Source organism: Planomonospora corallina (assembly GCF_042650625.1).
Taxonomy (GTDB): Bacteria; Actinomycetota; Actinomycetes; order Streptosporangiales; family Streptosporangiaceae; genus Planomonospora_B; species Planomonospora_B corallina.
Genome location: NZ_JBHSBM010000017.1, coordinates 817787 through 843127 on the forward strand (window position 1 = coordinate 817787; position 25341 = coordinate 843127).

The window sequence follows — 25341 nt, forward strand, 5'->3', positions numbered from 1 at the left end:
GCTGTGGGCTCGCGTGCGCCTCGGACGGAGTGGGCTCGCGCTCGATCACGTCGGATGAAAATCACTCGGCTTGACCGGATACCAGGCCTGCTGCGCGTCCGCCACATCGACATCTGTCCGCGTTCGGAGCAATTCCACACATGACGAGCAGCACTGAGGCCACCTCCACCCCGCAGGTAGCGGTCAACGACATCGGTTCCGAGGAGGCCTTCCTCGCCGCGATCGACGAGACCATCAAGTACTTCAACGACGGCGACATCGTCGAGGGCACCGTCGTCAAGGTCGATCGAGACGAGGTCTTGCTCGACATCGGCTACAAGACCGAGGGTGTCATCCCCTCGCGTGAGCTCTCGATCAAGCACGATGTCGACCCGGCGGACGTCGTCGAGGTCGGTGAGCACGTCGAGGCCCTGGTTCTCCAGAAGGAGGACAAGGAAGGCCGTCTGATCCTGTCCAAGAAGCGCGCCCAGTACGAGCGCGCCTGGGGCACGATCGAGAAGATCAAGGACGAGGACGGCATCGTCACCGGCACCGTCATCGAGGTCGTCAAGGGCGGCCTCATCCTCGACATCGGACTGCGCGGCTTCCTGCCGGCCTCCCTGGTCGAGATGCGCCGCGTCCGCGACCTGCAGCCGTACGTCGGCCGCGAGCTCGAGGCGAAGATCATCGAGCTCGACAAGAACCGCAACAACGTGGTCCTCTCCCGCCGCGCCTGGCTGGAGCAGACCCAGTCCGAGGTTCGCCAGACGTTCCTCAACACCCTGCAGAAGGGTCAGGTCCGCAAGGGCGTCGTCTCCTCGATCGTCAACTTCGGTGCGTTCGTGGACCTCGGCGGCGTCGACGGTCTGGTCCACGTCTCCGAGCTCTCCTGGAAGCACATCGACCACCCCTCCGAGGTCGTCGAGGTCGGCCAGGAGGTCACCGTCGAGGTTCTCGACGTGGACATGGAGCGCGAGCGCGTCTCCCTGTCGCTCAAGGCGACGCAGGAAGACCCGTGGCAGCAGTTCGCCCGCACCCACCAGATCGGCCAGGTCGTGCCGGGCCGCGTCACCAAGCTGGTGCCGTTCGGCGCGTTCGTCCGGGTCGAGGAGGGCATCGAGGGCCTGGTCCACATCTCCGAGCTGGCCGAGCGCCACGTGGAGATCCCCGAGCAGGTCGTCCAGGTCGGCGACGAGATCTTCGTGAAGATCATCGACATCGACCTCGACCGCCGCCGGATCTCCCTGTCGCTCAAGCAGGCCAACGAGGGCGTCGGCACCGAGGTCGAGTTCGACCCCACGCTGTACGGCATGGCGGCGACCTACGACGAGCAGGGCAACTACGTCTACCCCGAGGGCTTCGACTCGGAGACCGGCGAGTGGCTCGAGGGCTTCGAGAAGCAGCGTGAGGAGTGGGAGCGGCAGTACGCCGAGGCCCAGACCCGCTTCGAGGCGCACAAGAAGCAGATCGAGGAGGCCCGCCGGGCCGAGGCCGAGGCGGGCGAGGCGGCCCCCACGTCCTACTCCGGCGAGACCCCGTCCTCGAGCGGTTCCTCCGCTCCGGCGGGTGGCGCCCTCGCCTCCGACGAGGCTCTCGCGGCTCTGCGCGAGAAGCTCGCGGGCGGCCAGAGCTGACGCCGCAGGCATGACGGCTCCGTGAGGATCCGTGAGGAAGGGCCCCGCTCCGGCGGGGCCCTTCCGCTTTTCCCGTAAGGTGACGCCATGGCGGTGATCGAACGGGCGAGGGCCGGGGACGCGGGCGAGATCCTCACCGTGCAGCGCGCGGCGTACGTGAGCGAGGCCCAGCTCTACGGGGACCCGTTCATCCCGCCGCTGGTGGAGTCGGCCGAGCAGATCCGCCAGGCCGTCGAGGCCGGCACCGTGCTCGTCGCCCGGGACGGCGGACGGCTCGTCGGCGCGGTCCGCGGCCGGCTGGTGGAGACGACGTGCCTGGTCGGGCGGCTGGTGGTCGTCCCCGACCTGCAGGGCCGGGGGATCGGGAGCGCGCTGCTGGGGGCCCTGCACGAGGAGGTCGCCGGAGCGCGGGCGTTCGACCTGTTCACCGGGCACCTGTCGGAGGGCAACCTGCGGCTCTACCGCCGTCACGGCTACCGGGAGACCCGCAGGGAGCGCATGGACGACCACCTCACCTTCGTGTACATGCGCAGGGAGGTCTGAGCGGCTCTCTGCGGCCCTCTTCCCTGCCAGGAGGCGCCCCCGGGCGGAGGGTCTCTCCGCGGGCCTCTGCGCCGGGCCTGGGCGCCGCCCGGGGCGGGCACGGCCGCGAGGGGCGGGAGACCGGGCCGGGGAGACCGGCGCCGGGGCTTGCCCGTATGCTGCGGACCGTGCTGAAAGTGGGGCTTACCGGCGGGATCGGGTCGGGCAAGAGCGAGGTGTCGCGGCGGCTGTCGGACCGGGGAGCCGTGGTCATCGACGCCGACAAGATCGCTCGTGAGGTGGTCGAACCGGGGACCGAGGGGCTGGCCCGGGTCGTCGGCTTCTTCGGCGGCGAGGTGCTCCGCCCGGACGGGACGCTGGACCGGGAGCGGCTCGGCTCGATCGTCTTCTCCGACTCCGAGAAGCTCGCCGCGCTCAACGCCATCGTCCACCCGCTGGTCGGGGCACGGGTCGCCGAACTGCAGGAGCAGGCCGACCCCGGCGCGATCGTCGTCTACGACGTGCCGCTGCTGGTGGAGAACAAGCTCGCCCCGATGTACGACGTGGTGGTCGTCGTCGACGCGTCCGACAGGACGCGCCTGGCCCGGCTGACCGGGGTGCGGGGCATGTCGGAGCAGGACGCCCGTGCGCGCATCGCCGCCCAGGTGGGCCGGGAGGACCGGCTGGCGGTCGCGGACATCGTGATCCCCAACGAGGGGTCGCTGGAGGACCTCGACGCGCGGGTGGACGAGGTCTGGGCGGAGCTGTCCGCCCGGGCGTGACCCCACCGGGTCCCGAGGATGGACGCGGACCGGGCGTGGTCCCCGCCGGATCGTGGCAGGTGGGCACGGCCCGGGAGACGGCCTCGCCGGGCGCGGCCACGGCCCCGGCCCCGACGCGGTACGGCCCGCGGCGGGCGCCGCGGGCCGTACCGGAGAAGGCCGTACAAGGCCGTACCGGAGAAGGCCGTGAGAGCCCCGCCGGCGAAGGGCGGGGAGCCCTCCGGGAGGCGGGGAGGCCGCCGGGACGGGCCTAGAACCAGCCGCGCTTCTGGGCCATGGCGTGCAGGCCCGCGCGCAGCGACTGCTCCACCTGGCCGGGGTGGTCGGTGTAGTGCACGGTGAAGCGGTTGTAGGTGTCGTGGCTGGAGGTCAGGAAGCCGCCCCGGGTGTCGGCCTCCAGGATGACGTCCATCGCGTGCGGCCTGGCGATGAAGGTCAGCTCCAGCTCGTTGAAGTGGCGGCTGTACTCGGGGCCCGCGTAGTACTCGATCTCCTGGAAGAACGGCATGGTGGAGCCGTGCAGGGTGCCGCGCTCCAGGTCGGCCTTCTTGAAGCGGAAGCCCATGCGGTCCAGGGCGGCCAGCACGTGCTCCTGGGCGGGCAGCGGGTTGACGAACAGCGGGTCGAGGTCGCCCTTGTCGAGCGCGCCGGCCAGGGCCAGCTCGGTGGCGACGCCCAGCTTCATGCCGTGGAGCGGGTGGCCGCCGATGGCGCTGATCGGGGTCTCCCACGGGACCTCGATCTCGAAGGGGACCATGTGGGCGGCGCCCGCGGCGAGGTGGAACGGCCCGGAGACCTGGTGGCGCAGGAAGCTGTAGGTCGTCTTGTACTCCTCGTCGCCGCTCTCCACCTCCACCACCGCGGTGAAGTCGATGGAGATGCCCTCGACCCGGTACTCGTTGCTGCTGCTGCGGAAGTTGACCTGCCCGCGCAGGACCTCGCCGGGGCGGACGTTGGAGTTCTGCAGGATCGTGTCGACCTCGACACCTGCACCGAACGCGGCCTTCAGCTTGCGGAACACCATCGGGAGACTCCCCAGGGTAGACGGTTTGCGTGTTCGTCGAGTGTTGTCAGTGGGCGGTGGTGCCGGTGGGGTCACCGGTGCCACCGCTGAGCACAACGGACGGCTTGACTTGGCCGTTCCCGGCGCCGAGCTGCGGCAGGAGCTGGGCCATGAGCAGGGTGGACAGCGCGGAGGAGTCGCCGGATCCGCCGGTGGTGCGGACCACGACGGGGCGCGGGGCGCTCTCGGCGAGCCGGGCGCCCACGTCCAGGCGGCGGCGGGCCAGCTCGTACTGGAGGACGGCCCGGTTGTCGCGGTAGGACTCGGCGAGGCGGCGCAGCGCCTTGGCCTCGTTCTCCGCCGAGGTGAGCTCGGCCCGGCCCCGGGCCTCGATCTCCCAGCGCACCCGCTGGGCCTCGGTCTCGTGCTCCTCCAGCATGCGGGCCACGTCCTTGCGTGCGGTGTTGGCGGCTGCTCGCACCTCGACGATACGCGCGTCCCGCGTCTTCTTGGCCCGTTCGATCTCCATGAGCAGCGTGTCGATCCGCCGCTTGCGGGTCAGCTCCCACTCCCGCTCGAAGGCCGACATCTCCTTGGCGACCTTCTCGCGGGTCGCCAGGTGCTGCTGGTAGGCGTCGGGCAACTGCACGTCGGGGATGTTGGCGCCGGTGATCCGCACGCCGTACCGGCCGAGCTGGCGGTTGAGGGCGTCCTGCATGTCGCCCACGTCGGAGCCGCGCAGGTCGTAGGCGCGCTCGGTGTGCACCCTGCGGCTGCGCTGGCGGATGGCGTCCTGCACGGCGCTGCTCAGCACGAGGTCGAAGTTGCCCGCCCCGATCGTCCGGACGAAGGCCACCGGGTCGACGATGCGGAACTTCAGGAAGAACTCGATGGACTTCAGCGGCACGTTCTCGGCGGTCGGGCAGGCCACGATCGGCGCGGAGTAGGGGATCTCGGTGGAGGTGTCCACCACCGCGTCGACCCGGTCCCACGGCAGCCACAGGTAGTGGCGGCCCGGGGGCAGGGTGCCGGTGATCGCGCCCCAGCGGCTGCGCACGCCGGTGGTGCCCTCCTCGATCTCGATGATCGCCCGGCGCCAGAGCCAGAGCGCGGCCAGGAGCAGGAAGGACGCGGCGCCGAGCGCGGCCAGCAGGCCGAACGCCCCGCCGGCGAAGACCGCCGTCCCGGCCAGGTAGAGCGCGACGAACAGCAGCGTCACCCAGGCGAAGCCCCGGCGGTCCTTGGGGATGACCACCGGCACGAGCTGGCCGGACTCGCCGCCGCGCAGCAGCTGGCGGATCTCCGACCAGGCCGCCAGCGACTCCTTGATCTTGGAGAACTCACGGCTCATGTCAGACCTCTTCCTCAACGTGCGGTACGGCGGGCGGCGCGGCCTGCGGGACGGCCTGCGGGACGGCCTGCGGGGCGGGCTGTGCCGCGGCGGGCGGCGCGGCCTGGGCGGCGGCTCCCCGCGGGGCGGGGTTGAGCAGGGCGGAGATCTCCGCCTCCCGCTCGCCGATCCGGCGGCCGATCTCGGTGATGCGGGCGCGGATGGCGGCCATGTCCTCGGGGGAGAACAGCGCGGTCTCGCGCCCGCCGACGAGCTGCTGGGCCAGGGCGAGCAGGTCGATGTCGACCCGCTCGCCGACCTGCACCACGCGGGGCAGGTGGGCGGCGACGGCCTCCAGCTTGTCGAGCAGGTCCTGCTGGAAGCGGTAGTCGAGGATCTCCGGGGCCTCGGCGGCGCTCAGCGCCCGGATGTCCAGGGCCTGCGCCTCCAGCAGCGCGGCGTTGGCCTTGGCGGTGGACTCCGCCTCGACCAGCCGCTGGCTCGCCTGGGCCTTGGCCTGGTGGCTGGCGCGCTCCAGCGCGGTGTCCATCTGGGCCTGGTAGCCGGCGATCTCCGCCTGGATGGCCGAGAGCTGCTCCTGCAGTCCGGCGAGCTCCCGGACCAGGTCGCCCTCGTTCTGCTCCTTGCGGAGCTGCAGCTCGTACTCGTAGGTGTAGGCCTCCTTGGCGACCCGGATCATCTCCGGGGCGGCCAGGTCCATCCGGTACTCCTGGCTGGACGGCTCGGCGTGGGTGATGTTCACGTCGGTCAGCCGCACGGCGGGCAGGAACTGCTGGTTGAGGCTCTCCAGCATGCCGAGCGTGCTCTCGCCCACCAGGTCGTAGATGTCCTCGGCGCGCTGGGCGTAGATGAGGGAGCGGGTGACCTCGCTGATGGCGTTCTGCAGCTTGGCCTGGAAGCCGCCGACCGAGCCGAGCACGAAGATGAACTCGGCCGGGTCCTCGATCCGGAACTGCAGGAACAGGTCCACGCTGGCCTTGACGCCCTGCTGGGTCGGGGCCTCGCGGATGGGCGCGTTGAACGGGTACTCGCGGGTGGTGTTGACGATGTAGCTGACCCGCTTCCACGGGTTGAGCAGCGTCACCCGGCCGGGCTCGGCGATCTGCACGAGCTTGCCGAACTTCGTGATCAGGGCCTTGCAGCCCTCGGGCACCATGACCACGCTCCGCCGCCACCACAGGAACGCCGCGGCCAGGGCCAGCACGACCCAGTAGTGGACGCCGAACAGCACCCGGGCGCCCTCCGGGAGCCCGGTGGCGACCAGGCCGACCAGGCCGAGCCCGGCCAGCAGGACCAGCGGGAGGACGACCCGGGCCGTGGTCCCTTTGGGGATCACGACGGGGGAGATGACGTGGACGGCCTCGCCGTTCGGGCCGCGCTCGCTGAAGCTGCGGTTGACGACCTCGCCGGCCTCGTTCAGCGACGAGCCGCGGGCCTCGATGACCGTGCCGACGGACATGCCCTGGTCGCGGGCGGCCATGAAGTCGCCCGGATCGAGCGCGAAGCCCTGCCCCCCGGGGTCCTGCCCGGCCACCTGGCCGGCGAACTGGCCCACGGCCTGCCCGGCGGCCTGGCGCAGGTCGCCTCCCTGCCTGATCGTCTGGGCGGCCGTCATGGCGGCCTGCCTGACGGCCTCTCTTGGCCGGGACATCACACCTCCGAGGGGAGTTGATTAGGAAAAATCGGACATATTCACATCATGCCGTGCAGGTGTGGGCGCTCCGGACAGTCAACGCCGGTCGCCTTGCGGCCCGCTTGCCGAACGGTTGAACAAGGATTGTCGGTGACCCCGCCTACAGTGGGACAGGTGAGGCCGGTAACAGATTTGCAGCGCAAGGTGGCGCCCTTCAAGGTCGTCACAGAGATGACGCCCTCGGGTGACCAGCCGACCGCGATCGCCGAGCTGGAGCGGCGGATCAGGGCGGGGGAGAAGGACAGCGTCCTGCTCGGCGCCACGGGCACGGGCAAGACCGCCACGGTGGCCTGGCTGATCGAGCGGCTGCAGCGGCCCACCCTGGTCATGCAGCCCAACAAGACGCTCGCCGCGCAGTTCGCCAACGAGCTGCGCGAGATGATGCCGAACAACGCGGTCGAGTACTTCGTCTCCTACTACGACTACTACCAGCCCGAGGCGTACGTCCCGCAGAGCGACACCTACATCGAGAAGGACTCCTCGATCAACGACGAGGTCGAGCGGCTGCGCCACTCGGCGACCAACTCCCTGCTCACCCGGCGCGACGTGATCGTGGTCGCCTCGGTCTCCTGCATCTACGGCCTGGGCACCCCGCAGGAGTACGTCGACCGCATGACCCGCCTGAAGGTGGGCGAGGAGATCGAGCGCGACCGGCTGCTGCGCCGCCTGGTCGACATGCAGTACACCCGCAACGACCTGGCCTTCACCCGGGGCACGTTCCGGGTGCGCGGCGACACCATCGAGATCATCCCGAAGTACGAGGAGCTCGCCGTCCGGATCGAGCTGTTCGGCGACGAGATCGAGCGCCTGTCCACCATGCACCCGCTCACCGGCGAGGTGCTCGGGGAGGACGAGGAGGTCTTCATCTTCCCGGCCTCCCACTACGTCGCCGGTCCCGAGCGCATGGCCTCCGCGGTCGGCGGCATCGAGGCCGAGCTCGCCGAGCGGCTGGCGGAGCTGGAGCGGCAGGGCAGGCTCCTGGAGGCCCAGCGGCTGCGCATGCGCACCACCTACGACCTGGAGATGCTGCAGCAGATCGGCACCTGCTCCGGCGTGGAGAACTACTCCCGGCACATGGACGGCCGGGCCGCCGGCACCCCGCCCCACACGCTGCTCGACTACTTCCCCGAGGACTTCCTGCTGGTCCTGGACGAGTCGCACCAGACCGTCCCGCAGATCGGCGCGATGTACGAGGGCGACGCCTCGCGCAAGCGCACCCTCGTCGACCACGGCTTCCGGCTCCCGTCGGCGCTGGACAACCGCCCGCTGAAGTGGGAGGAGTTCCTGGAGCGGATCGGCCAGACCGTCTACCTGTCCGCCACCCCCGGCACGTACGAGCTGGGCAGGGTCAAGGGCGAGGTCGTCGAGCAGGTCATCCGCCCGACCGGGCTGGTCGACCCCGAGGTCGTCGTCAAGCCGACGACGTCGCAGATCGACGACCTGGTCCACGAGATCCGCACCCGCGCCGAGAAGGACGAGCGGGTCCTGGTCACCACGCTGACCAAGAAGATGGCCGAGGACCTCACCGACTACCTCCTGGAGCTCGGCATCCGGGTCCGCTACCTGCACAGCGAGGTCGACACCCTGCGCCGCATCGAGCTGCTGCGGGAGCTGAGGATGGGCGAGTTCGACGTCCTGGTCGGCATCAACCTCCTGCGGGAGGGCCTGGACCTGCCCGAGGTGTCGCTGGTGGCCATCCTCGACGCGGACAAGGAGGGCTTCCTGCGCTCGGAGACCTCCCTGATCCAGACCATCGGCCGCGCCGCCCGCAACGTCTCCGGCCAGGTCCACATGTACGCCGACAAGATCACCCCCTCGATGGAGCGGGCGATCGAGGAGACCAGCCGGCGCCGGGCCAAGCAGATCGCCTACAACGAGGCGCACGGCATCGACCCGCAGCCGCTCCGCAAGAAGATCGCCGACATCCTCGACTCGCTCAACCGGGAGGACGCCGACACGGCCCAGCTGCTCGGCGGAGGCGGCCGCCAGCAGTCGCGGGGCAAGGCCCCGGTCCCCGGCTTCGGCAGCCGCGCCTCCGGCACGGCGGCGGGGCAGCACGCCAAGGCGATCGCGGGGGAGATGCCCCGCGCCCAGCTGGAGGAGCTGGTCGAGTCGCTCACCGAGCAGATGCACCAGGCCGCGGCCGACCTGCAGTTCGAGGTCGCGGCCCGGCTCCGCGACGAGATCAAGGAGCTCAAGCGCGAGGTCCGCGACATGCGAGAGGCCGGCGTCTCCTGACCCGGTCCTGATCGGTCGGGCCGGGCGGCCCGCGGAACGGAGGGGGGCCGGATGCGCAGGTGTTCCGCGTGCGGGTGCTGGGAGTACGGCGGGGCGCCGGAGTGCGCCCGGTGCCGTGCCCTGGTCGACGACCTCGTCGGCCAGGGCTGGCGCGCGTTCCTGCGCCGCGAGTTCGGCCCGGCGGAGCGGTCCGCCGGGGAGGAGGCGGCGATCGCCGCGATGGTCGCCGACGAGCCGGAGCGGCACGACTGGCGGGTCGTGGACGGCGCGCTGGACCGGCTGACTACGAGGAGCCGGCCGGGGAGTTCGGGGATCTCAGCCGCGGATGAACGTGCTCAGGTCGAGGTCGACGTCCACGTCGAAGCCGATGTGCGTGCGCAGCCGCCCCCGGTGGATCCCGGTGGGGACGTAGGCCCTCACCGCCGGTTCGAGCTCGAAGGTGTAGACGACGGGCCGCTCGTCCTCCTGCTCGACCCGCCAGAGGTACTTGATTCCCGCGTCGGAGTATTTGCTCGGTTTGGTGGTCCGGTCTCTCTCAACGGATTCGGGGGAGACCACCTCGACGACGAGATGTACGTCCTCAGGTTTGAAGGAGGTCGTGAGAAGGCTCGTCAGGGCGGCCTTCTTGACGAGCATGACATCAGGTTCGGGGCGTTGCCGCAGTCCGAGGGTCACCGTCATCTCCCGCGCGACCATGAGGTCCGAGGGAGGCCTGATCCCGTGCTCCTTGTCGATCAGCAGGTTGATGACCAGCATGTGGAACGCTGTCTGCGGCGGCATCATGATGAGTGCTCCGTCGATCAACTCGACGTGCCGGGGCGCGTCGGCGGGGAGATGGTCGAGCATGTCGGCCGTCCATCCGCCGGGCGGGCCCGGGTAGAACCACTCGGGAAGCGCCGTGGTCATCCTCGGCCTCCTTGGTGACGTGAACGGGGATCAACGCGACGTGTTCATGATGACACAGCGGGTGAGGGGTCAGCGGGGCTCTTCGGGGCGGGCCCGGTCGATCATCGTGCGCCGGTAGAGCTCGTCGATCTGATCCAGCGGGTCGAGGGCGGGCGCCTGGCGGCGGGCCTCGATCTCCAGGTCGGTACGGCCCTGGATCTCCTCGATGCCGGTCGCCGAGTGCGCCATCTGGTCGTTGATCAGGTCGGCGCGGATGCGGGCGCAGGCCGTGGTCAGCTTGGCCTGGTGCTCGCGGAGCCGGGCCAGCGAGGCGTGGTCGACGTAGGCCGACACGCGGCTCTGCTGGGCGTACATGCCGAGCTGGCCGTCGAGCTGCTCGGCGTGCGCGGCGATCTCGGCCACCAGCTGGGGCAGCTCGCCCAGGCCCCAGCGGTCCCGCAGCGCCGCGTCGACGGCCTGGCGGGTGATGGAGACCTCGCGGCGCAGGTCCAGCCGGAGGCGCTCGGCCTCCCCGGCCGCGCCGGGATCCATGGCGGCCACGTGGGAGACGACCCGCTTGGTCACCTTCCGGGCCTTCTTCGTGGCCTTCTTGCCGGCCTTGACCAGCAGGTAGACGCCGGCCGCCCCCAGCAGGAGGAGGAACAGCAGGATCACCATGACGATGGCGAGAAACTCACCGATCGGAGCCACCTCCTCGCGGGGATGTTCGGATTCTTCGAGCATATCCCGGTCGCCCGGGTGGACGGCTGCGGCGAAGCCGGCGCAGCCGGCGCACGAGCCGCCAGGAGAGCAGCGCCAGGACGACCGCCGCCGCGGCGGCCAGGACCGGGAGGAAGACCGCGGCCAGGCTCATGCCGAGGGACCCGGCGTCCTCCAGCGTGCTCACCACCGGCGCGCCCACCCCGGCGGTCGAAGCGTTGACCGCGGGCCGGGCGGCCGACTTCATCACGTGCACGGCCAGCGCGATCCCGATGCCGAGCGCCCAGCCGACCCAGGGCTGCCGGGCCATCCAGTCGGAGCCGTCGAGCCGGGCCGCGGCCTCCGTGGCGCTGAAGACCACGCCACCGGAGGCGGGCCGGACCACGGTCTGCACCATGTCGTTGACGCTGTCCACCACCGGGACCTTGTCGAGCACGACCTCGGCCAGGAACAGCACCCCGATGATCGCCAGCACCCACCCGTCGGAGAGCCAGGCGAACTCCTGCGGCAGCCGTACGTGGTCGGTGAGGTTCGCGAGCAGGCCGACGACGAGCAGGGGTATGTAGGCGTTCAGCCCGGCCGCCGTGGACAGGCCCAGGCCGGTCATCGCCGCGAGCATCGCACCTCCGTCACCGTTCCCACGTCCTCCAACGACCGGGGGCCGGGAATGGATCCCGGACGGCGCGGCGTCCCGGGGAGCGGCGAGGACTCAGCCGCGCGGCTCGTCCGAGGTGACGGCCCGGAGGCGTTCGACGGCGGCGGCGAGCTCCTCGGCCATGTCGTAGACGACCTGCCGGGCGGGCTTGACCTGGTTCAGCTGGCCGACGACCTGGCCCACGAAGTAGGTGGCGAGCTCCCGCGCCCCGGGGTTGCCGCTCTCCGCCGCCCGGCCGATCCGGGCCAGGGCCCCCTCGGAGAGCATCATCTGCAGCGGCATCGGGAGCGGGCCGGGGCTCTCCGGCGCGCTCTCCCACTCCTGGGTCCAGGCGGACCTGAGCTGCCGGGCGGGTTTGCCGGTCCGCGTCCGGGAGCGCACGGTGTCGGAGGAGGTGGCCGCCAGCATCTTCTCCCGGATGACGGGCGGGGTCTCGGCCTCCTGCGTGGTGAGCCAGACCGAGCCGCACCACACGCCCTCGGCGCCCAGGGCCAGTGCCGCGGCCATCTGTCGCCCGTCGGCGATGCCGCCCGCGGCCAGCACCGGGACGTCCACGGCGTCCACCACCTGGGGGACGAGGACCATGGTGGAGATCTCGCCGGTGTGCCCGCCGGCCTCCGAGCCCTGGGCCACGATCAGGTCGGCCCCGGCGGCGACCTGGCGCCGGGCGTGCTCGACGGTCCCGACGAGCGCGGCGACCGGCACCCCGGCCTGCCTGGCCTTGCCCACCATCTCGGGCGGAGGCGGGCCGAGCGCGCTGGCGATCAGGCCGATCGGGTGCTTCAGCGCCACGTCGACGAGCCCGGTCGCGCCCTCGGCCGTCACCCGCCGTCCCACTCCCTCGGCGAAGGCGGAGACCGCCTCCCCGCCGCCGACGCCGTACTTGGCGAACAGGTGGGCCACGAAGTCGCGGTGCCGGTCGGGGACGGCGTCGGCCAGGCGGGCGCCCCGCCCGGCGGCCGAGACGTCGATCTTGCCGGGCACGAGCACGTCCACGCCGTACGGCCTGCCGCCGACGTGCTCGTCGATCCAGGTCAGCTCGGTGTCGAGCTGCTCGGGGGAGTAGGCGACGGCGCCGAGCACGCCGAACCCGCCCGCGTTGGTCACCGCGGCGACCACGTCGCGGCAGTGACTGAAGGCGAACAGGGGGAGGTCGATGCCGAATCTGTCACAGATCGCGGTCCGCATGCCGCGACCCTAGTTCCCCGAACGACGCTCGGTCCAGGGGCTGCCGAATCCCGTTCTGTTCTGGGTGGGCGATCTCGCCGAGCGCCTCGCCGAGAGGGACGCCGACAGGCTCCCCACCGGGTCCGGCGAGAGGTCCGGGAGCGGCCGGGTGCGCCGTCCCGGCGAGCTGCGGCGGCTGCCAGCCCTCGCCCGGGGTGTACCGGCGCACGACCCGGGCGGGCACGCCCGCGATGACGCTGTGGTCGGGGAACTCGCCGCGGACCACGGCGCCGCCCGCGACCACGCTCTGGCGGCCGATCCTGGTGCCCGGCAGGATGATCGCGCCGGTGCCGAGCCAGGAGCCCGCGCCGATCGAGACCGGGTTGTTGCGCGGCCACTGCCGGCCGATCGGCGTCTCCGGATCGTCGTAGACGTGGTTCTGGTCGGTGATGTAGACGTACGGGCCGGTGAAGACGTGGTCGCCGATGTCGATCGACTGGTGCCCGACGATGTGGCTGCCGCGGCCGATCGAGCAGCCGCCGCCGATCCGCACGATCGAGTCCGGCCCCAGGTCCACCCCCGGGCCCATGCCCGCCGAGATGGACACGCGCTCGCCGACCAGGGTGTGGTCGCCGATCTCGATCCAGGCCTCGCCGAAGATCGCCCCCACGGGGAACGCGAGGCAGGCGCCCTCGCCGAGCCGGCGGAAGCGGTAACCGGCCGGACTGGCCGAACTGACCGTGCCGGCCGCGCGGATCGCGTTCCAGCCACGGTGGATGAGGGTGCCGGCGGCACGCCGTACCACGCCACGAAGCGACATAAGAGGCAAAGTTACCGCTTGGTCACACGGGTATGGAACGCGGGAGGGACCGCCGGGAGACCGGCGGGCGGGCTTTGATATTCTGAGAGCCCGTGGACCTGTAGGCCCCCCACCAGGGCGGAGCCGGCTGATCTGTCACGACCACGGGAGACTCCTTGCGCAGCGCCGCACAAACCAAGCATCTGTTCGTCACCGGCGGCGTCGCCTCCAGTCTGGGGAAGGGGCTGACGGCGTCGAGCCTGGGGCGCCTGCTCAAGCTGCGCGGCCTCCGGGTCACCATGCAGAAACTCGACCCCTACCTCAACGTCGACCCCGGGACGATGAACCCGTTCCAGCACGGCGAGGTCTTCGTCACCGACGACGGGGCCGAGACCGACCTCGACGTCGGCCACTACGAGCGGTTCCTGGACACCGAGCTGCACGGCTCGGCGAACGTCACCACCGGCCAGGTCTACTCGAACGTCATCGCCAAGGAGCGCCGCGGCGAGTACCTCGGCGACACCGTCCAGGTCATCCCGCACATCACCAACGAGATCAAGGACCGCATCCGGTCCATGGCCGGCCCCGACGTCGACGTGGTCATCACCGAGGTCGGCGGCACGGTCGGCGACATCGAGTCGCTGCCCTTCCTGGAGGCCGTCCGCCAGGTCCGCCACGAGGTCGGCCGCGACAACGTCTTCTTCCTGCACGTCTCGCTCCTGCCGTACATCGGGCCGAGCGGCGAGCTGAAGACCAAGCCGACCCAGCACTCGGTGGCCGCCCTGCGCAGCATCGGCATCCAGCCCGACGCGATCGTGCTCCGCTCCGACCGGCCGGTCGGAGCCTCGATCAAGCGCAAGATCAGCCTCATGTGCGACGTCGACGAGGACGCCGTGGTCTCCGCCGTCGACGCGGCGAGCATCTACGACATCCCCAAGGTGCTGCACTCCGAGGGCCTGGACGCCTACGTCGTGCGCCGCCTCGGCCTGCCCTTCCGCGACGTGGTCTGGAAGGAGTGGGAGCAGCTCCTGCGCCGGGTGCACCACCCGGCCAAGGAGGTCACCATCGCGCTCGTCGGCAAGTACATCGACCTGCCCGACGCCTACCTGTCGGTGACCGAGGCGCTGCGCGCCGGCGGCTTCGCCTGCGACGCGCGCGTCAACATCCGCTGGGTCAAGAGCGACGACTGCGAGACCGCCGAGGGCGCCGCCCGCGAGCTGGACGGCGTCGACGGCGTGCTCATCCCCGGCGGCTTCGGCGTGCGCGGCATCGAGGGCAAGGTCGGCGCGATCCGGCACGCCCGCGAGAACCGCGTCCCGCTGCTCGGCATCTGCCTGGGCCTGCAGTGCATGGTCATCGAGGCGGCCCGCAACCTCGCCGGCGTCGAGGGCGCCGGCAGCACCGAGTTCGACCCGGAGACCCCGGACCCGGTCATCTCGACCATGGCCGACCAGAAGGACGTGGTCTCCGGCGAGCGGGACATGGGCGGCACCATGCGGCTGGGCCTGTACCCCGCCAAGCTCGCCGAGGGCTCACTCGCCCGCCAGCTGTACGGCAAGGCGAAGGCGGACGAGCGCCACCGGCACCGGTACGAGGTCAACAACACCTACCGCGAGCAGCTGGAGAAGGCCGGCCTGGTCTTCTCGGGCCTGTCGCCCGACGGCCGCCTGGTGGAGTACGCCGAGCTCCCCACCGACGTGCACCCGTTCTTCATCGGCACCCAGGCGCACCCGGAGTTCCGCTCCCGGCCGACCCGCTCGCACCCGCTGTTCAAGGGACTGATCAACGCCGCCCTGGTCTACGCCGACGGCCGCGGCACCGTCGCCAGGGCGGGACGGGGCAAGTGAGCGCCCTCGGCTTCGGGGACGTCGAGGACGTCCCCGAGGAGTGGAAGGTCGTCTCCAGCGCCCGCCACTTCCAGGCCCGGGTCATCACCGCCGTCACCGACGCCGTCACCATGCCGGACGGCGAGGTCGTCGACCGCGACTACGTCCTGCACCCGGGGTCGGTGGCCGTGGTCGCGCTGGACGACCGGGAACGGGTGCTGCTCCTGCGGCAGTACCGCCACCCCGCCCGGCGCCTGCTGTGGGAGCTGCCCGCGGGGCTGCGGGACGTCGAGGGCGAGCCGCTGCACCTCGGGGCCGCCCGCGAGCTGGCCGAGGAGACGGGCTACCGGGCCGCGACCTGGCACACCCTCGTCGACACCCTCGTCTCGCCGGGGATGAGCAACGAGCGGACGCGGATCTTCCTGGCCCGGGACGTCGGCCCGATCCCCGCGGGGGAGCTGTCCTACGTGCGCCGGCACGAGGAGGCCGACATGCCGGTGGTCTGGGTCCCCCTGGCCGACGCGGTCCGGCGCGCCCTGGCGGGAATGATCCACAATTCCCAGGCCGTGACGGGTATCCTCGCCGCGTACGCCGCCTCGGCGGACGGTTTCGCCTCACTCCGGCCCGCCGACGCGCCGGAGGCATGACGGGAGGGCATCCTGAGCGAGACGGAGGCCGTGCTCGGCCGGTACCTCGCCCACCTGGCGGTGGAGCGGGGGCTGGCAGCCAACACCCTGGCCTCCTACCGCCGTGACCTGACGCGCTACGTGGGCCATCTGAAGAACCGGGGGCGCGTCACCTTCGGCGAGGTCGCGGAGGCCGACGTCACGGCGTTCCTGACGGTGCTGAGCGAGGGCGACGCCGAGCACGCCGCCCTCGCCGCGGGCTCGGCGGCGCGGGCCGTCTCCGCCGTGCGCGGCCTGCACCGCTTCGCGCTGCGCGAGGGCGTCGCCGGGCACGACCCCGCCGGCCGGGTCCGGTCGCCGCGCCGGCTCCGCCACCAGCCCCGGGCGCTGGCCGTCGGCGAGGTGGAGCGGCTGATCGCCGCCTCCGGCCCCGAGCGCGCGCCGCTCACCCTGCGCAACCGGGCCCTGCTGGAACTGCTGTACGGCACCGGCGCGCGCATCTCCGAGGCCGTCGGCCTCGCCGTGGACGACGTCGACCTGTCCCCGCGGAGCCCCCAGGTGAGACTCTCCGGCAACGCCGGGCGGATCCGCGTGGTGCCGCTCGGCGACCCCGCCCGGGACGCGCTGGAGGCCTACGTCACCGGGGCGTGGCCGGGCATCGCCGCCTCCGGCCGGGGCACTGGCGGGCTGTTCCTCAACGCCCGCGGCGGCCGGCTCACCCGGCAGGGCGCCTGGGAGGTCCTCCACGCCGCGGCCGAGCGGGCCGGGCTGGACGGGGTCTCGCCGCACGTGCTGCGGCACTCGTTCGCCGCCCACCTGCTGGCGGGCGGCGCGGACGCCCGGCTGGTGCAGGAGCTGCTCGGCCACGCCTCGGCGGGCGCCTCGGGCGGCCGCCGGGGCGTGACCGGCGGCGGAGTGCGGGAGGCGTACACCGCGGCCCATCCGCGCGCCCGGCGCTGAGCGGGGCCCGGCCCCGTGCGGCCCCGTGCGGCACGCCGTACCGGCAGAGCGGTCCGCCGCGCGGTCGCGCCTCCACGATGCGGGCCCGCCTCCACGGAGCGGGGCGCCTCGGCGGAGCACGCCGCCTTCGCAAAATGGGGCAGAACGGGATGAACCTGGACGCGGCGGGATGGAAGTCGGGCGGCGGGACACGGAGTAGTGCGACGGGCCGCGCCTCCTGAGATACTGTCACGAGTGTCGCCGCGGTCACCGCCGTAGTGACACGCTCAGCGGGAACCGGCGCCCCGTCCGCGGGGAGGGGGCAGGACACAGCAAGGTCCGCGCCGTGGCCTGCCGAGGCGGACACGGGAGAAGGCCCCGACTTTCCAGTCCGGGGGGTTCATGCCATAGTTTCCGTCCGGACGGTCCGGTCCGAGGCCGTCAGGGAGGTTCGACTGGTGACTGCGACCACCGACGGTTCCATCCGGGCGGGGGCGCCCGGCACCCCCGAGAACCCTTGGGGCGACACCAAGACCGCCGGCACTCCCGTCGTGGGGGGAGCCCTCGGTCCGACCGGTCGTCCCCGGCCGGTCTTCCCCGAGCCGCGCCCGCGGACGGTCCACGGACCGGCCCGCGTCGTCGCCATGGTCAACCAGAAGGGCGGCGTCGGCAAGACGACCACCACCATCAACCTCGGCGCGGCCCTGGCCGAGGCCGGGCTGAGGGTGCTGCTGGTCGACTTCGACCCCCAGGGCGCCCTCTCCGTGGGCCTCGGCATCAACCCGCTCCAGCTCGACCTGACGGTCTACAACCTCCTCATGGACCGCCAGGTCACCGCCGAGGAGGTGCTGCTGGACACCGGCGTCGAGAACATGCACCTGCTGCCCAGCAACATCGACCTGTCCGCGGCCGAGGTCCAGCTCGTCACGGAGGTCGCCCGCGAGCAGGTGCTCGGCCGGGTGATCAAGCCCCTCCTGCCCGACTACGACGTCTGCCTGATCGACTGCCAGCCCTCCCTGGGCCTGCTCACGATCAACGCCCTGGCCTGCGCGCACGGCGTGATGATCCCGCTGGAGTGCGAGTTCTTCGCGCTGCGCGGCGTCGCCCTGCTGATGGACACCATCACCAAGGTCCAGGAGCGCATCAACGACCAGCTGGTCATCGAGGGCCTGCTGGCCACGATGTACGACGCGCGCACCCTGCACGGCCGCGAGGTGCTGGCCCGGGTGGTCGAGGCGTTCGGCGACAAGGTCTACCACACGGTGATCAACCGGACGGTCCGCTTCCCCGACGCGACCGTGGCCGGTGAGCCCATCACCACCTTCGACTCCTCCTCGCTCGGCGCGAGCGCCTACCGCGAGCTGGCCCGGGAGGTCCTCGCCCGCTGGGACGCGGAGGGCTGACCCCGGCCTGACCCGGCCTGGGCCCGGGGAAGGCCCGCACCGGCGCGTACCGGCCCGCGCCCGGCCCGAGACCGCCGTGAGTGCGGGACAATGGCCGGATGAGCGAGGAGCCGCAGAGCGCGGGCGACGACGCCTTCAGGGTGCACCTGGAGGTCTTCGAGGGCCCCTTCGACCTGTTGCTCGGCCTGATCGCCAAGCACAAGCTCGACATCACCGAGGTCTCGCTCAGCAAGGTCACCGACGAGTTCATCGCCTACATCAGGGCGCGGGGCCCGGAGTGGGACCTCGACCAGACGAGCCACTTCCTGCTCGTCGCCGCGACCCTGCTCGACCTCAAGGCCGCCCGGCTGCTCCCCTCCGGAGAGGTGGACGACGAGGAGGACCTCGCCCTGCTGGAGGCCCGCGACCTGCTCTTCGCCCGCCTGCTGCAGTACCGGGCCTACAAGGAGGTCGGGAAGGTCCTCGCCCAGCGCCTGGCGGACGAGGCGCTGCGCTTCCCCAGGACCGTGCCGATGGAGGCCCGCTTCGCCGGTCTCCTGCCCGAGCTGGTCCTCGGTATCGGCCCCGACCGTCTCGCCGAGATCGCCCGGCGGGCCTTCGCCCCCAAGGCCCCGCCGACGGTCTCGGTCGCCCACATCTACCAACCGCTCGCCAACGTCCGCGAGCAGGCGGCTATCCTTGTCGAGCGGTTGCGACGGCTGCGCCGGGCGACCTTCCGGGCGCTCACCTCTGATTGCGCCGGCACCTTCGAGGTGGTCGCGCGGTTCCTGGCCGTCCTGGAGCTCTACCGGGAGGCGGCGGTCTCCTTCGAGCAGGTGGAGCCTCTCGGAGAGCTGCACGTGACCTGGACCGGCAGCGACGAGGGGGACGTCGCCGTGGCCGACGACTACGACGACCGAACGAGGAAAGAGCCCGCCGATGGCTGACGTGCCGCCCGGATCCGACCTGCGCGCGCACCTGGAGGCGATCCTGCTGGTGGTCGACGAGCCGGTGACCGAGATGACCCTCGCCCAGGTGCTGGAGCGGCCGGTGCCCGAGGTCTCCGCCGCGCTCCGCGAGCTGTCGGCGGAATACACCGGAGCCGGGCGGGGTTTCGATCTGAGAGAGGTCGCGGGCGGCTGGCGGTTCTACACGCGGGCCGAGTACGCGCCCGTGGTGGAGCGGTTCGTCCGCGACGGCCAGCAGACGCGGCTCACCCAGGCCGCGCTGGAGACCCTGGCCGTGGTCGCCTACCGCCAGCCCGTGAGCCGGGCGAGGGTGGCGGCCATCCGAGGCGTCAACAGCGACGGTGTCATGCGCACCCTGGTGACCAGGGGCCTGGTCGAGGAGGCCGGCACCGACCCGGAGAGCCAGGCGGTGCTCTACCGGACAACTTCGTATTTCCTCGAGCGGATGGGCCTGCGGGATCTCAGCGAACTCCCCGAACTGGCGCCCTTCCTGCCCGACGACGTGGAAACCTTAGAGGAGCAGAAGTGAACGACAGGCGTGGTACCCCGTCCGGTGATGGACGCGGTCGAGGCCGTGGCGGCGCCCCCCGCGGAGGCGGGTCCCGAGGCGGTTCGTCCTCCGGCGGCTTCCGGGCGGACCGGGGTGGTTTCCGCTCCGGCGGCCCCCGCCGCGACGACCGGGGCGGTTTCCGCTCCGAGCGCCGCGACGACCGGAGCGGTTTCCGCTCCGAGCGCCGTGACGACCGGAGCGACGAGCGCGGCGGCTTCCGCGATGATCGGGGCGGCTTCCGCGACGAGCGCGGCGGCTTCCGTGACGAGCGCCGTGACGAGCGCGGTGGTTTCCGCGCCGAGCGGGGCGGCGAGCGCGGCGGCTTCCGCGCCGAGCCGGGTGGCGAGCGCGGCGGCTCGCGCAGCCGGTACGGCAGGCCGTCCGGGGACGAGCGCGCGGGTTTCCGCTCCGGGGAGGACCGCGAGGACTCCGGCTTCCGCGCCGAGCGGGGCGGTTTCCGCGAGGACCGCGGCGGGTTCCGCTCCGAGCGCCGTGACGATCGGCCCGAGCGCCGTGACGATCGGCCCGAGCGCCGTGACGATCGGGGTGACGAGCGCGGCGGCTTCCGCGGCGAGCGCGGTGGTTTCCGCTCCGAGCGGGGCGGCGAGCGCGGCGGCTTCCGCGCCGGACGCGGAGGGACCGGGCGTCGTGAGGACCGTGAGGACCTCCGCGTCGAGGCCCCCCGCCGGGACGAGCGGGGCGGCTCGCGCGGCCGGTACGGCAGGGGCTCCGGAGGCCGGGACGGGGTCCAGACGATCGGCGGCGGACGCTCCGGGTACGGCCAGGGCCGTCCGGAGCGGGGCCGCGCCACTCCCCAGCGGGGCCGCGTCACGCCGGAGCGGGCTCCCGCGGCGAAGCCCGGGCGCAGGCCGGGCACGGTCGAGAACGACAGGTTCAAGACCGCCCGCCAGCCCAAGCGTGACTTCGACTTCTACGGCGACGACTACACCGACGTGCGCGACACCACCGAGGTCCCGGACGGCGTCCGGCTGCAGAAGGTGCTCGCCCAGGCCGGGGTCGCCAGCCGCCGCGCCTGCGAGGAGATGATCGGTCAGGGCCGGGTGACGGTCGACGGCCAGGTGGTCCGCCGCTTCGGCGCCCGCGTCGACCCGTCGAAGCAGGTCATCCACGTGGACGGCAAGCGCCTGCCGACCATGCCCGACCTCGTCTACTTCGCCATCAACAAGCCGATCGGCGTGGTCAGCACCATGTCCGACCCCGAGGGGCGCCCGTCGCTCGCCGACTACGTGGCGGACCGGACCGAGCGCCTGTTCCACGTGGGCCGGCTCGACACCGAGACCGAGGGCCTGATCCTGCTCACCAACGACGGGGAACTGGCCAACCGCCTGACCCACCCCAGCTACGGCGTGCAGAAGAAGTACTGGGCGAAGGTTCCCGGCCGGATCAAGCCCGACCTGGTCCGCCGCCTGAAGAAGGGCGTGGAGCTGGAGGACGGCGTCGTCAAGGTCGACTCCTTCACCGTGGTCCAGGAGCACGGGCAGCAGGCCCTGGTCGAGGTCGTCCTGCACGAGGGGCGCAAGCACATCGTCCGGCGTCTGCTGGAGGAGGTCGGGCACCCGGTCATCGACCTGGCCCGCATCGAGTTCGGCCCGGTCAAGCTGGGCCGTCTCAAGCCGGGCACCGTCCGCGCGCTGACGACCAAGGAGGTCGGAGAGCTGTACGCCGCCGTCGGCCTGTAACCTTCCTGGATACAGACGTTCGGGACACGCCGGGTCGCGACGGGCGATCCGGCGTGAACAGTACGGAGGAACGACGATGGTGCGGGCGATCCGCGGTGCGATCCAGGTCGAGGGCAACGAGCGGGACGCGATCCTGTCCGGGGTCACCGAGCTGGTCACCGAGGTGATGGAGCGCAACGGGCTCACCACCGACGACGTGATCAGCGTCATCTTCACGGCCACGCCCGACCTGACCGCGGAGTTCCCCGCGCTGGCCGCCCGCAAGCTCGGCTTCCACGACGTGCCGCTGATCTGCTGCACCGAGATCGACGTCCCGGGCGCGCTGCCCCGCGTCGTGCGGCTGATGGCGCACGTGGAGACCGACAAGCCCCGCCAGGCGATCCAGCACGTCTACCTGCGTGGCGCGGTGGCCCTGAGGGTGGACATCGCTCAATGATTCCCTCATGCGCGAGCACGTCCCGGGAGGACACATGAGCGGCCTGGAGTCCGTCCTCGTCGTCGGCACGGGCCTGATCGGCACCTCCATCGCCCTGGCCCTGCGCGAGCACGGCGTCACGGTCTACCTGACCGACCGCGACCCGGCGGCCGTACGGCTGGCCAGCGAGCTGGGGGCGGGCATCGAGTGGACCCCGGGACGCCCCGCGGACCTGCCGGCGGACGCCGTGTGGCATCCCGGGCGGCCGGTGGACCTCGCGATCGTCGCCGTCCCGCCGCCCGTGGTCGCCGGACGGCTCGCGGAGCTCCAGCGGGCCGGCGCCGCGCGCTTCTACACCGACGTGGCCAGCGTCAAGGCGCTCCCGATCCGGCAGGCCAGGGAACTGGGCTGCGACCTGTCCGTCTACGCCGCCGGGCACCCCCTGGCGGGGCGGGAGCGTTCCGGGCCCGCCGCGGCCCGGGCCGACCTGTTCCTCGGCCGTCCGTGGGCGCTGTGCCCGGCGGAGGAGACCTCGCCCGACGCGGTGGAGGTCCTGCGCGCCCTGGTCAAGCTCTGCGGCGGCGAGGCCGTCGAGGTGGACGCCGTCGAGCACGACAGGGCCGTGGCGCTCGTCTCGCACGCCCCGCACGTGGCGGCCGCCGCGGTGGCCGCCCGGCTCGCCGACGCCCCCGCCGCCGCGCTGGGCCTGGCAGGTCAGGGGGTCCGCGACGTCACGCGCATCGCCGCCGGGGACCCGGACCTGTGGACCGGGATCCTGTCGGGCAACGCGCTCCCGGTGGCCGAGGTCCTGGAGGAACTGGCGGCCGACCTGGCCGCCGCGGCGGCCGGTCTGCGCGCCGCGACCTCCCCGGGCGGTGCGCCGGAGACCGCGGGGGACGCCGCGCCGGAATCCTCCGCGATGGGCACGGTGACCGGCCTGCTCCAGCGCGGGGTCGCGGGCACCGGCCGGATCCCCGGCAAGCACGGCGGCCCGGCGCGTGCCTACGCGACCGTCCAGGTCATCATCGGCGACCGGCCGGGCGAGCTGGCCAGGCTGTTCCAGGTGGCCCAGGCGGCCGGCGTCAACATCGAGGACGTCCGCCTGGAGCACGCCCCCGGCCTGCCGCTGGGCGCCGCCGACCTGTCGGTGCAGCCGGAGGCGGTGGAGGCGCTGACGCAGGCGCTGCGCGCCCACGGGTGGCATCTGCCCTGACGCGGTGCGCGGCCGGTCCCCGACTCCCGGTAGCCTCGTACGGACAACTCAAGCGGGCGGTGAGCCGCCCCGGGGCACGGGACCGGGCCCGGACGGGGCGTTCAGGAGCGGAGCGAGCCACAGATGAACACGGTGACCGGGCTGGTCGTCGCAATGGACGGGCCCTCGGGCTCGGGCAAGTCGAGCGTGTCGCGCGGGGTCGCCCGGACGCTGGGGCTGCGTTATCTCGACACCGGTGCGATGTACCGGGCGGTCACCTGGTGGATGCTCCGGCAGGAGGTCGACCTGGGCGACCCGGCGGCGATCGCGGCCAGGGCGCTGGAGCCGGTCCTGACGATGGGGACCGACCCCGAGGCGCCCGCGGTGGCCGTGGACGGGACCGACGTCGCCGGCCCCATCCGCACCGCCGAGGTCACCGCCGCCGTCTCCGCGGTCAGCGCCGTGCCCGAGGTGCGGCGCAGGCTCGTCGCCGAGCAGCGGGAGATCATCGGGGCGGGCGGCATCGTCGTGGAGGGCCGGGACATCGGCACCGTGGTCACGCCGGACGCCCCGGTCAAGATCTACCTGACCGCGAGCGCGGACGCCCGGGCGGCCCGCCGGAGCGCGGAGCTGGCCGGCACCACGGTGGAGGCGCAGAAGGCCGCGCTGGCCAGGCGCGACACCCTGGACTCGACGCGGAAGACCGACCCGCTGGCGATGGCGGCCGACGCCGTCGAACTCGACACCACGGCGCTGAACCTCGACGAGGTCATCGCCGAGGTACTACGCGTGATCAAGGAAAAGGCGTGACGGAACACGACGAAGACCGCGGCTGGATCGACGCAGAGCTCGCCGATCTGGGTACCGACGACAGCTCGCAGGAGGAGGCGCCGGACTCCGGCCCGCTTCCGGTGGTGGCCGTGGTGGGCCGCCCCAACGTGGGCAAGTCCACCCTGGTCAACAGGATCATCGGCCGCCGGGAGGCGGTCGTGGAGGACGTGCCCGGCGTGACCCGCGACCGGGTGACCTACGAGGCCACCTGGCGGGGGCGCCGGTTCACGGTGGTCGACACCGGCGGATGGGACCCCGACGCGACCGGCATGGCGCAGCGGATCGCCGAGCAGGCGCAGATCGCCGCCGAGCTGGCCGACGTCATCCTGTTCGTGGTGGACGCCGTGGTGGGGGTGACCGACTCCGACGAGATCGTCGGCCATGTGCTGCGCGGCTCCGGCAAGCCGGTCATCCTGGCCGCGAACAAGGTCGACAACCAGCAGATGGAGCTGGAGGCCGCCGCGCTCTGGTCGCTCGGCCTGGGCGAGCCGCAGCCGGTCTCGGCCCTGCACGGCCGCTCCAGCGGCGACCTGCTCGACGTGGTGCTCGACAAACTGCCCGAGACGCCGCCGCAGCGCTTCGGCGCCGAGCGGGGCCCGCGCCGGATCGCGCTGCTCGGCAAGCCCAACGTGGGCAAGTCCTCGCTGCTGAACAAGCTCGCGGGCAGCGAGCGCGTCCTGGTCGACCCGATGGCCGGCACCACGCGCGACCCGGTCGACGAGCTGATCGAGCTCGGCGGGAAGACCTGGCGTTTCGTGGACACCGCGGGCATCCGCCGCCGTGACCGGGAGCTCAAGGGCGCCGACTTCTACGCCAGCATGCGGACCCGGAGCGCCCTGGAGCGCTCGGAGCTGGCGGTCGTGCTCATCGACGCCAGCGAGGTGCTGACCGAGCAGGACCTGCGGATCATCTCGCTGGTGATCGAGTCCGGCCGGGCCATGGTCGTGGCGTTCAACAAGTGGGACCTGCTCGACGAGGACCGCCGCTACTACCTGGAGAAGGAGATCGACCGGCAGCTCGTCCGCGTGCCGTGGGCGCTGCGCGTCAACATCTCCGCCAAGACCGGCTGGCACGTCGACCGGCTGGTCCCGGCGATCGAGAAGGCGCTGGACTCCTGGTCCACCCGCGTCCCGACGGCCCGCCTGAACGCCTTCCTGTCCGACCTGGTCGCGGCGACCCCGCCGCCGGTGCGGGGCGGCAAGCAGCCCAAGATCCTCTTCGCCACGCAGGCGTCGACGGAGCCGCCGAAGTTCGTGCTGTTCACCTCCGGCTTCCTGGAGGAGACCTACCGCCGCTTCATCGAGCGCCGGATCCGCGAGGAGTTCGGGTTCGCCGGCTCTCCCATCGACGTCACGATGCGGATCCGGGAGAAGAAGCAGGCGCAGAAGAAGAAGTAGCGGCGAGCGGCGGCGCCGCGGCGGGCACCCGGCGGGTGCGCGCGTGACGCCGCGGGGAGCGACACCGTACGGCCCGGCGGCCCGCCG

The 25341-nt window shown here is 72.3% G+C and carries 23 protein-coding genes; 15 read left to right on the plus strand and 8 right to left on the minus strand.

Annotated elements, in window-relative coordinates:
- Positions 1 to 140 precede the first annotated feature (140 nt).
- The 3 genes from rpsA to coaE all read left to right on the plus strand — a co-directional run bounded on the left by rpsA (position 141) and on the right by coaE (position 2917).
- On the plus strand, positions 141 to 1613 hold the full coding sequence (rpsA, locus tag ACFOWE_RS16865; RefSeq protein WP_377288708.1) for a 30S ribosomal protein S1: 1473 nt from the start codon (positions 141 to 143) through the stop codon (positions 1611 to 1613).
- Between the two features lie 87 nt (positions 1614 to 1700).
- On the plus strand, positions 1701 to 2156 hold the full coding sequence (locus tag ACFOWE_RS16870) for a GNAT family N-acetyltransferase (protein WP_377288710.1): 456 nt from the start codon (positions 1701 to 1703) through the stop codon (positions 2154 to 2156).
- 167 nt (positions 2157 to 2323) lie between these two features.
- On the plus strand, positions 2324 to 2917 hold the full coding sequence (coaE, locus tag ACFOWE_RS16875) for a dephospho-CoA kinase (RefSeq protein ID WP_377288712.1): 594 nt from the start codon (positions 2324 to 2326) through the stop codon (positions 2915 to 2917).
- Positions 2918 to 3167: 250 nt separating this feature from the next.
- Here coaE and ACFOWE_RS16880 read toward each other — a convergent pair whose 3' ends face one another.
- The 3 genes from ACFOWE_RS16880 to ACFOWE_RS16890 are packed head-to-tail and all read right to left on the minus strand — an operon-like array spanning position 3168 to position 6922.
- Positions 3168 to 3941: a sporulation protein gene (locus tag ACFOWE_RS16880; protein ID WP_377288714.1), complete on the minus strand. Its 774-nt coding sequence runs from the start codon at positions 3939 to 3941 to the stop codon at positions 3168 to 3170.
- Positions 3942 to 3987: 46 nt separating this feature from the next.
- Positions 3988 to 5271 (minus strand): SPFH domain-containing protein, encoded by a 1284-nt coding sequence (locus tag ACFOWE_RS16885; protein WP_377288716.1) that lies wholly within the window; start codon positions 5269 to 5271, stop codon positions 3988 to 3990.
- Between the two features lies 1 nt (position 5272).
- Positions 5273 to 6922: an SPFH domain-containing protein gene (locus ACFOWE_RS16890; RefSeq protein WP_377288718.1), complete on the minus strand. Its 1650-nt coding sequence runs from the start codon at positions 6920 to 6922 to the stop codon at positions 5273 to 5275.
- Positions 6923 to 7078: 156 nt separating this feature from the next.
- Between ACFOWE_RS16890 and uvrB the strand changes: the two genes are divergently transcribed.
- Entirely contained in the window at positions 7079 to 9202 is a 2124-nt protein-coding gene (gene uvrB / locus ACFOWE_RS16895; protein WP_377288720.1) for an excinuclease ABC subunit UvrB, read from the plus strand.
- Positions 9203 to 9517: 315 nt separating this feature from the next.
- Here uvrB and ACFOWE_RS16900 read toward each other — a convergent pair whose 3' ends face one another.
- The 5 genes from ACFOWE_RS16900 to ACFOWE_RS16920 form a co-directional block, all read right to left on the minus strand.
- Positions 9518 to 10108, minus strand: a complete 591-nt coding sequence (locus tag ACFOWE_RS16900) for a Uma2 family endonuclease (protein ID WP_377288722.1) — start codon at positions 10106 to 10108, stop codon at positions 9518 to 9520.
- Positions 10109 to 10177: 69 nt separating this feature from the next.
- On the minus strand, positions 10178 to 10798 hold the full coding sequence (locus ACFOWE_RS16905) for a hypothetical protein (RefSeq protein ID WP_377288724.1): 621 nt from the start codon (positions 10796 to 10798) through the stop codon (positions 10178 to 10180).
- Positions 10782 to 11426, minus strand: coding sequence for a DUF4126 domain-containing protein (locus ACFOWE_RS16910; RefSeq protein WP_377288726.1), 645 nt, complete (start codon positions 11424 to 11426; stop codon positions 10782 to 10784). Before ACFOWE_RS16910 ends, ACFOWE_RS16905 begins: the two co-directional genes overlap by 17 nt.
- Positions 11427 to 11516: 90 nt before the next feature.
- Entirely contained in the window at positions 11517 to 12650 is a 1134-nt protein-coding gene (locus ACFOWE_RS16915) for an NAD(P)H-dependent flavin oxidoreductase (protein WP_377288728.1), read from the minus strand.
- A complete protein-coding gene (locus ACFOWE_RS16920; RefSeq protein ID WP_377288730.1) occupies positions 12631 to 13449 on the minus strand; it encodes an acyltransferase in 819 nt (272 codons plus the stop codon). The genes ACFOWE_RS16915 and ACFOWE_RS16920 overlap by 20 nt, the downstream gene beginning before the upstream one ends.
- Positions 13450 to 13604: 155 nt before the next feature.
- On the opposite strand from ACFOWE_RS16920, the gene ACFOWE_RS16925 reads away from it, so the two are divergent.
- From ACFOWE_RS16925 to der, 11 genes are all read left to right on the plus strand, one after another.
- On the plus strand, positions 13605 to 15275 hold the full coding sequence (locus tag ACFOWE_RS16925) for a CTP synthase (protein ID WP_377288732.1): 1671 nt from the start codon (positions 13605 to 13607) through the stop codon (positions 15273 to 15275).
- Complete coding sequence (locus tag ACFOWE_RS16930; RefSeq protein ID WP_377288734.1) at positions 15272 to 15901, plus strand: NUDIX domain-containing protein; 630 nt, start codon at positions 15272 to 15274, stop codon at positions 15899 to 15901. Before ACFOWE_RS16925 ends, ACFOWE_RS16930 begins: the two co-directional genes overlap by 4 nt.
- Positions 15902 to 15931: 30 nt before the next feature.
- On the plus strand, positions 15932 to 16840 hold the full coding sequence (locus ACFOWE_RS16935; RefSeq protein WP_377288736.1) for a tyrosine recombinase: 909 nt from the start codon (positions 15932 to 15934) through the stop codon (positions 16838 to 16840).
- A gap of 437 nt (positions 16841 to 17277) precedes the next feature.
- Positions 17278 to 18222, plus strand: coding sequence for a ParA family protein (locus ACFOWE_RS16940; protein WP_377288738.1), 945 nt, complete (start codon positions 17278 to 17280; stop codon positions 18220 to 18222).
- Positions 18223 to 18320: 98 nt separating this feature from the next.
- The gene (locus ACFOWE_RS16945) at positions 18321 to 19148 is read left to right on the plus strand and encodes a segregation and condensation protein A (RefSeq protein WP_377288740.1); all 828 of its coding nucleotides are present in this window, start codon (positions 18321 to 18323) and stop codon (positions 19146 to 19148) included.
- Positions 19141 to 19698 carry an SMC-Scp complex subunit ScpB gene (scpB, locus tag ACFOWE_RS16950; protein WP_377288742.1) on the plus strand — a complete coding sequence of 186 codons (558 nt, stop codon included), beginning with the start codon at positions 19141 to 19143 and terminating at the stop codon, positions 19696 to 19698. The genes ACFOWE_RS16945 and scpB overlap by 8 nt, the downstream gene beginning before the upstream one ends.
- The gene (locus ACFOWE_RS16955) at positions 19695 to 21419 is read left to right on the plus strand and encodes a pseudouridine synthase (protein WP_377288744.1); all 1725 of its coding nucleotides are present in this window, start codon (positions 19695 to 19697) and stop codon (positions 21417 to 21419) included. Before scpB ends, ACFOWE_RS16955 begins: the two co-directional genes overlap by 4 nt.
- A 76-nt stretch (positions 21420 to 21495) precedes the next feature.
- Entirely contained in the window at positions 21496 to 21855 is a 360-nt protein-coding gene (gene aroH, locus ACFOWE_RS16960) for a chorismate mutase (protein WP_377288746.1), read from the plus strand.
- Positions 21856 to 21862: 7 nt separating this feature from the next.
- Positions 21863 to 23047 (plus strand): prephenate dehydrogenase, encoded by a 1185-nt coding sequence (locus tag ACFOWE_RS16965; protein WP_377288748.1) that lies wholly within the window; start codon positions 21863 to 21865, stop codon positions 23045 to 23047.
- A 123-nt stretch (positions 23048 to 23170) separates the two neighbouring features.
- Entirely contained in the window at positions 23171 to 23836 is a 666-nt protein-coding gene (gene cmk, locus ACFOWE_RS16970) for a (d)CMP kinase (protein WP_377288750.1), read from the plus strand.
- On the plus strand, positions 23833 to 25254 hold the full coding sequence (der, locus tag ACFOWE_RS16975; RefSeq protein WP_377288751.1) for a ribosome biogenesis GTPase Der: 1422 nt from the start codon (positions 23833 to 23835) through the stop codon (positions 25252 to 25254). Before cmk ends, der begins: the two co-directional genes overlap by 4 nt.
- Positions 25255 to 25341 lie beyond the last annotated feature (87 nt).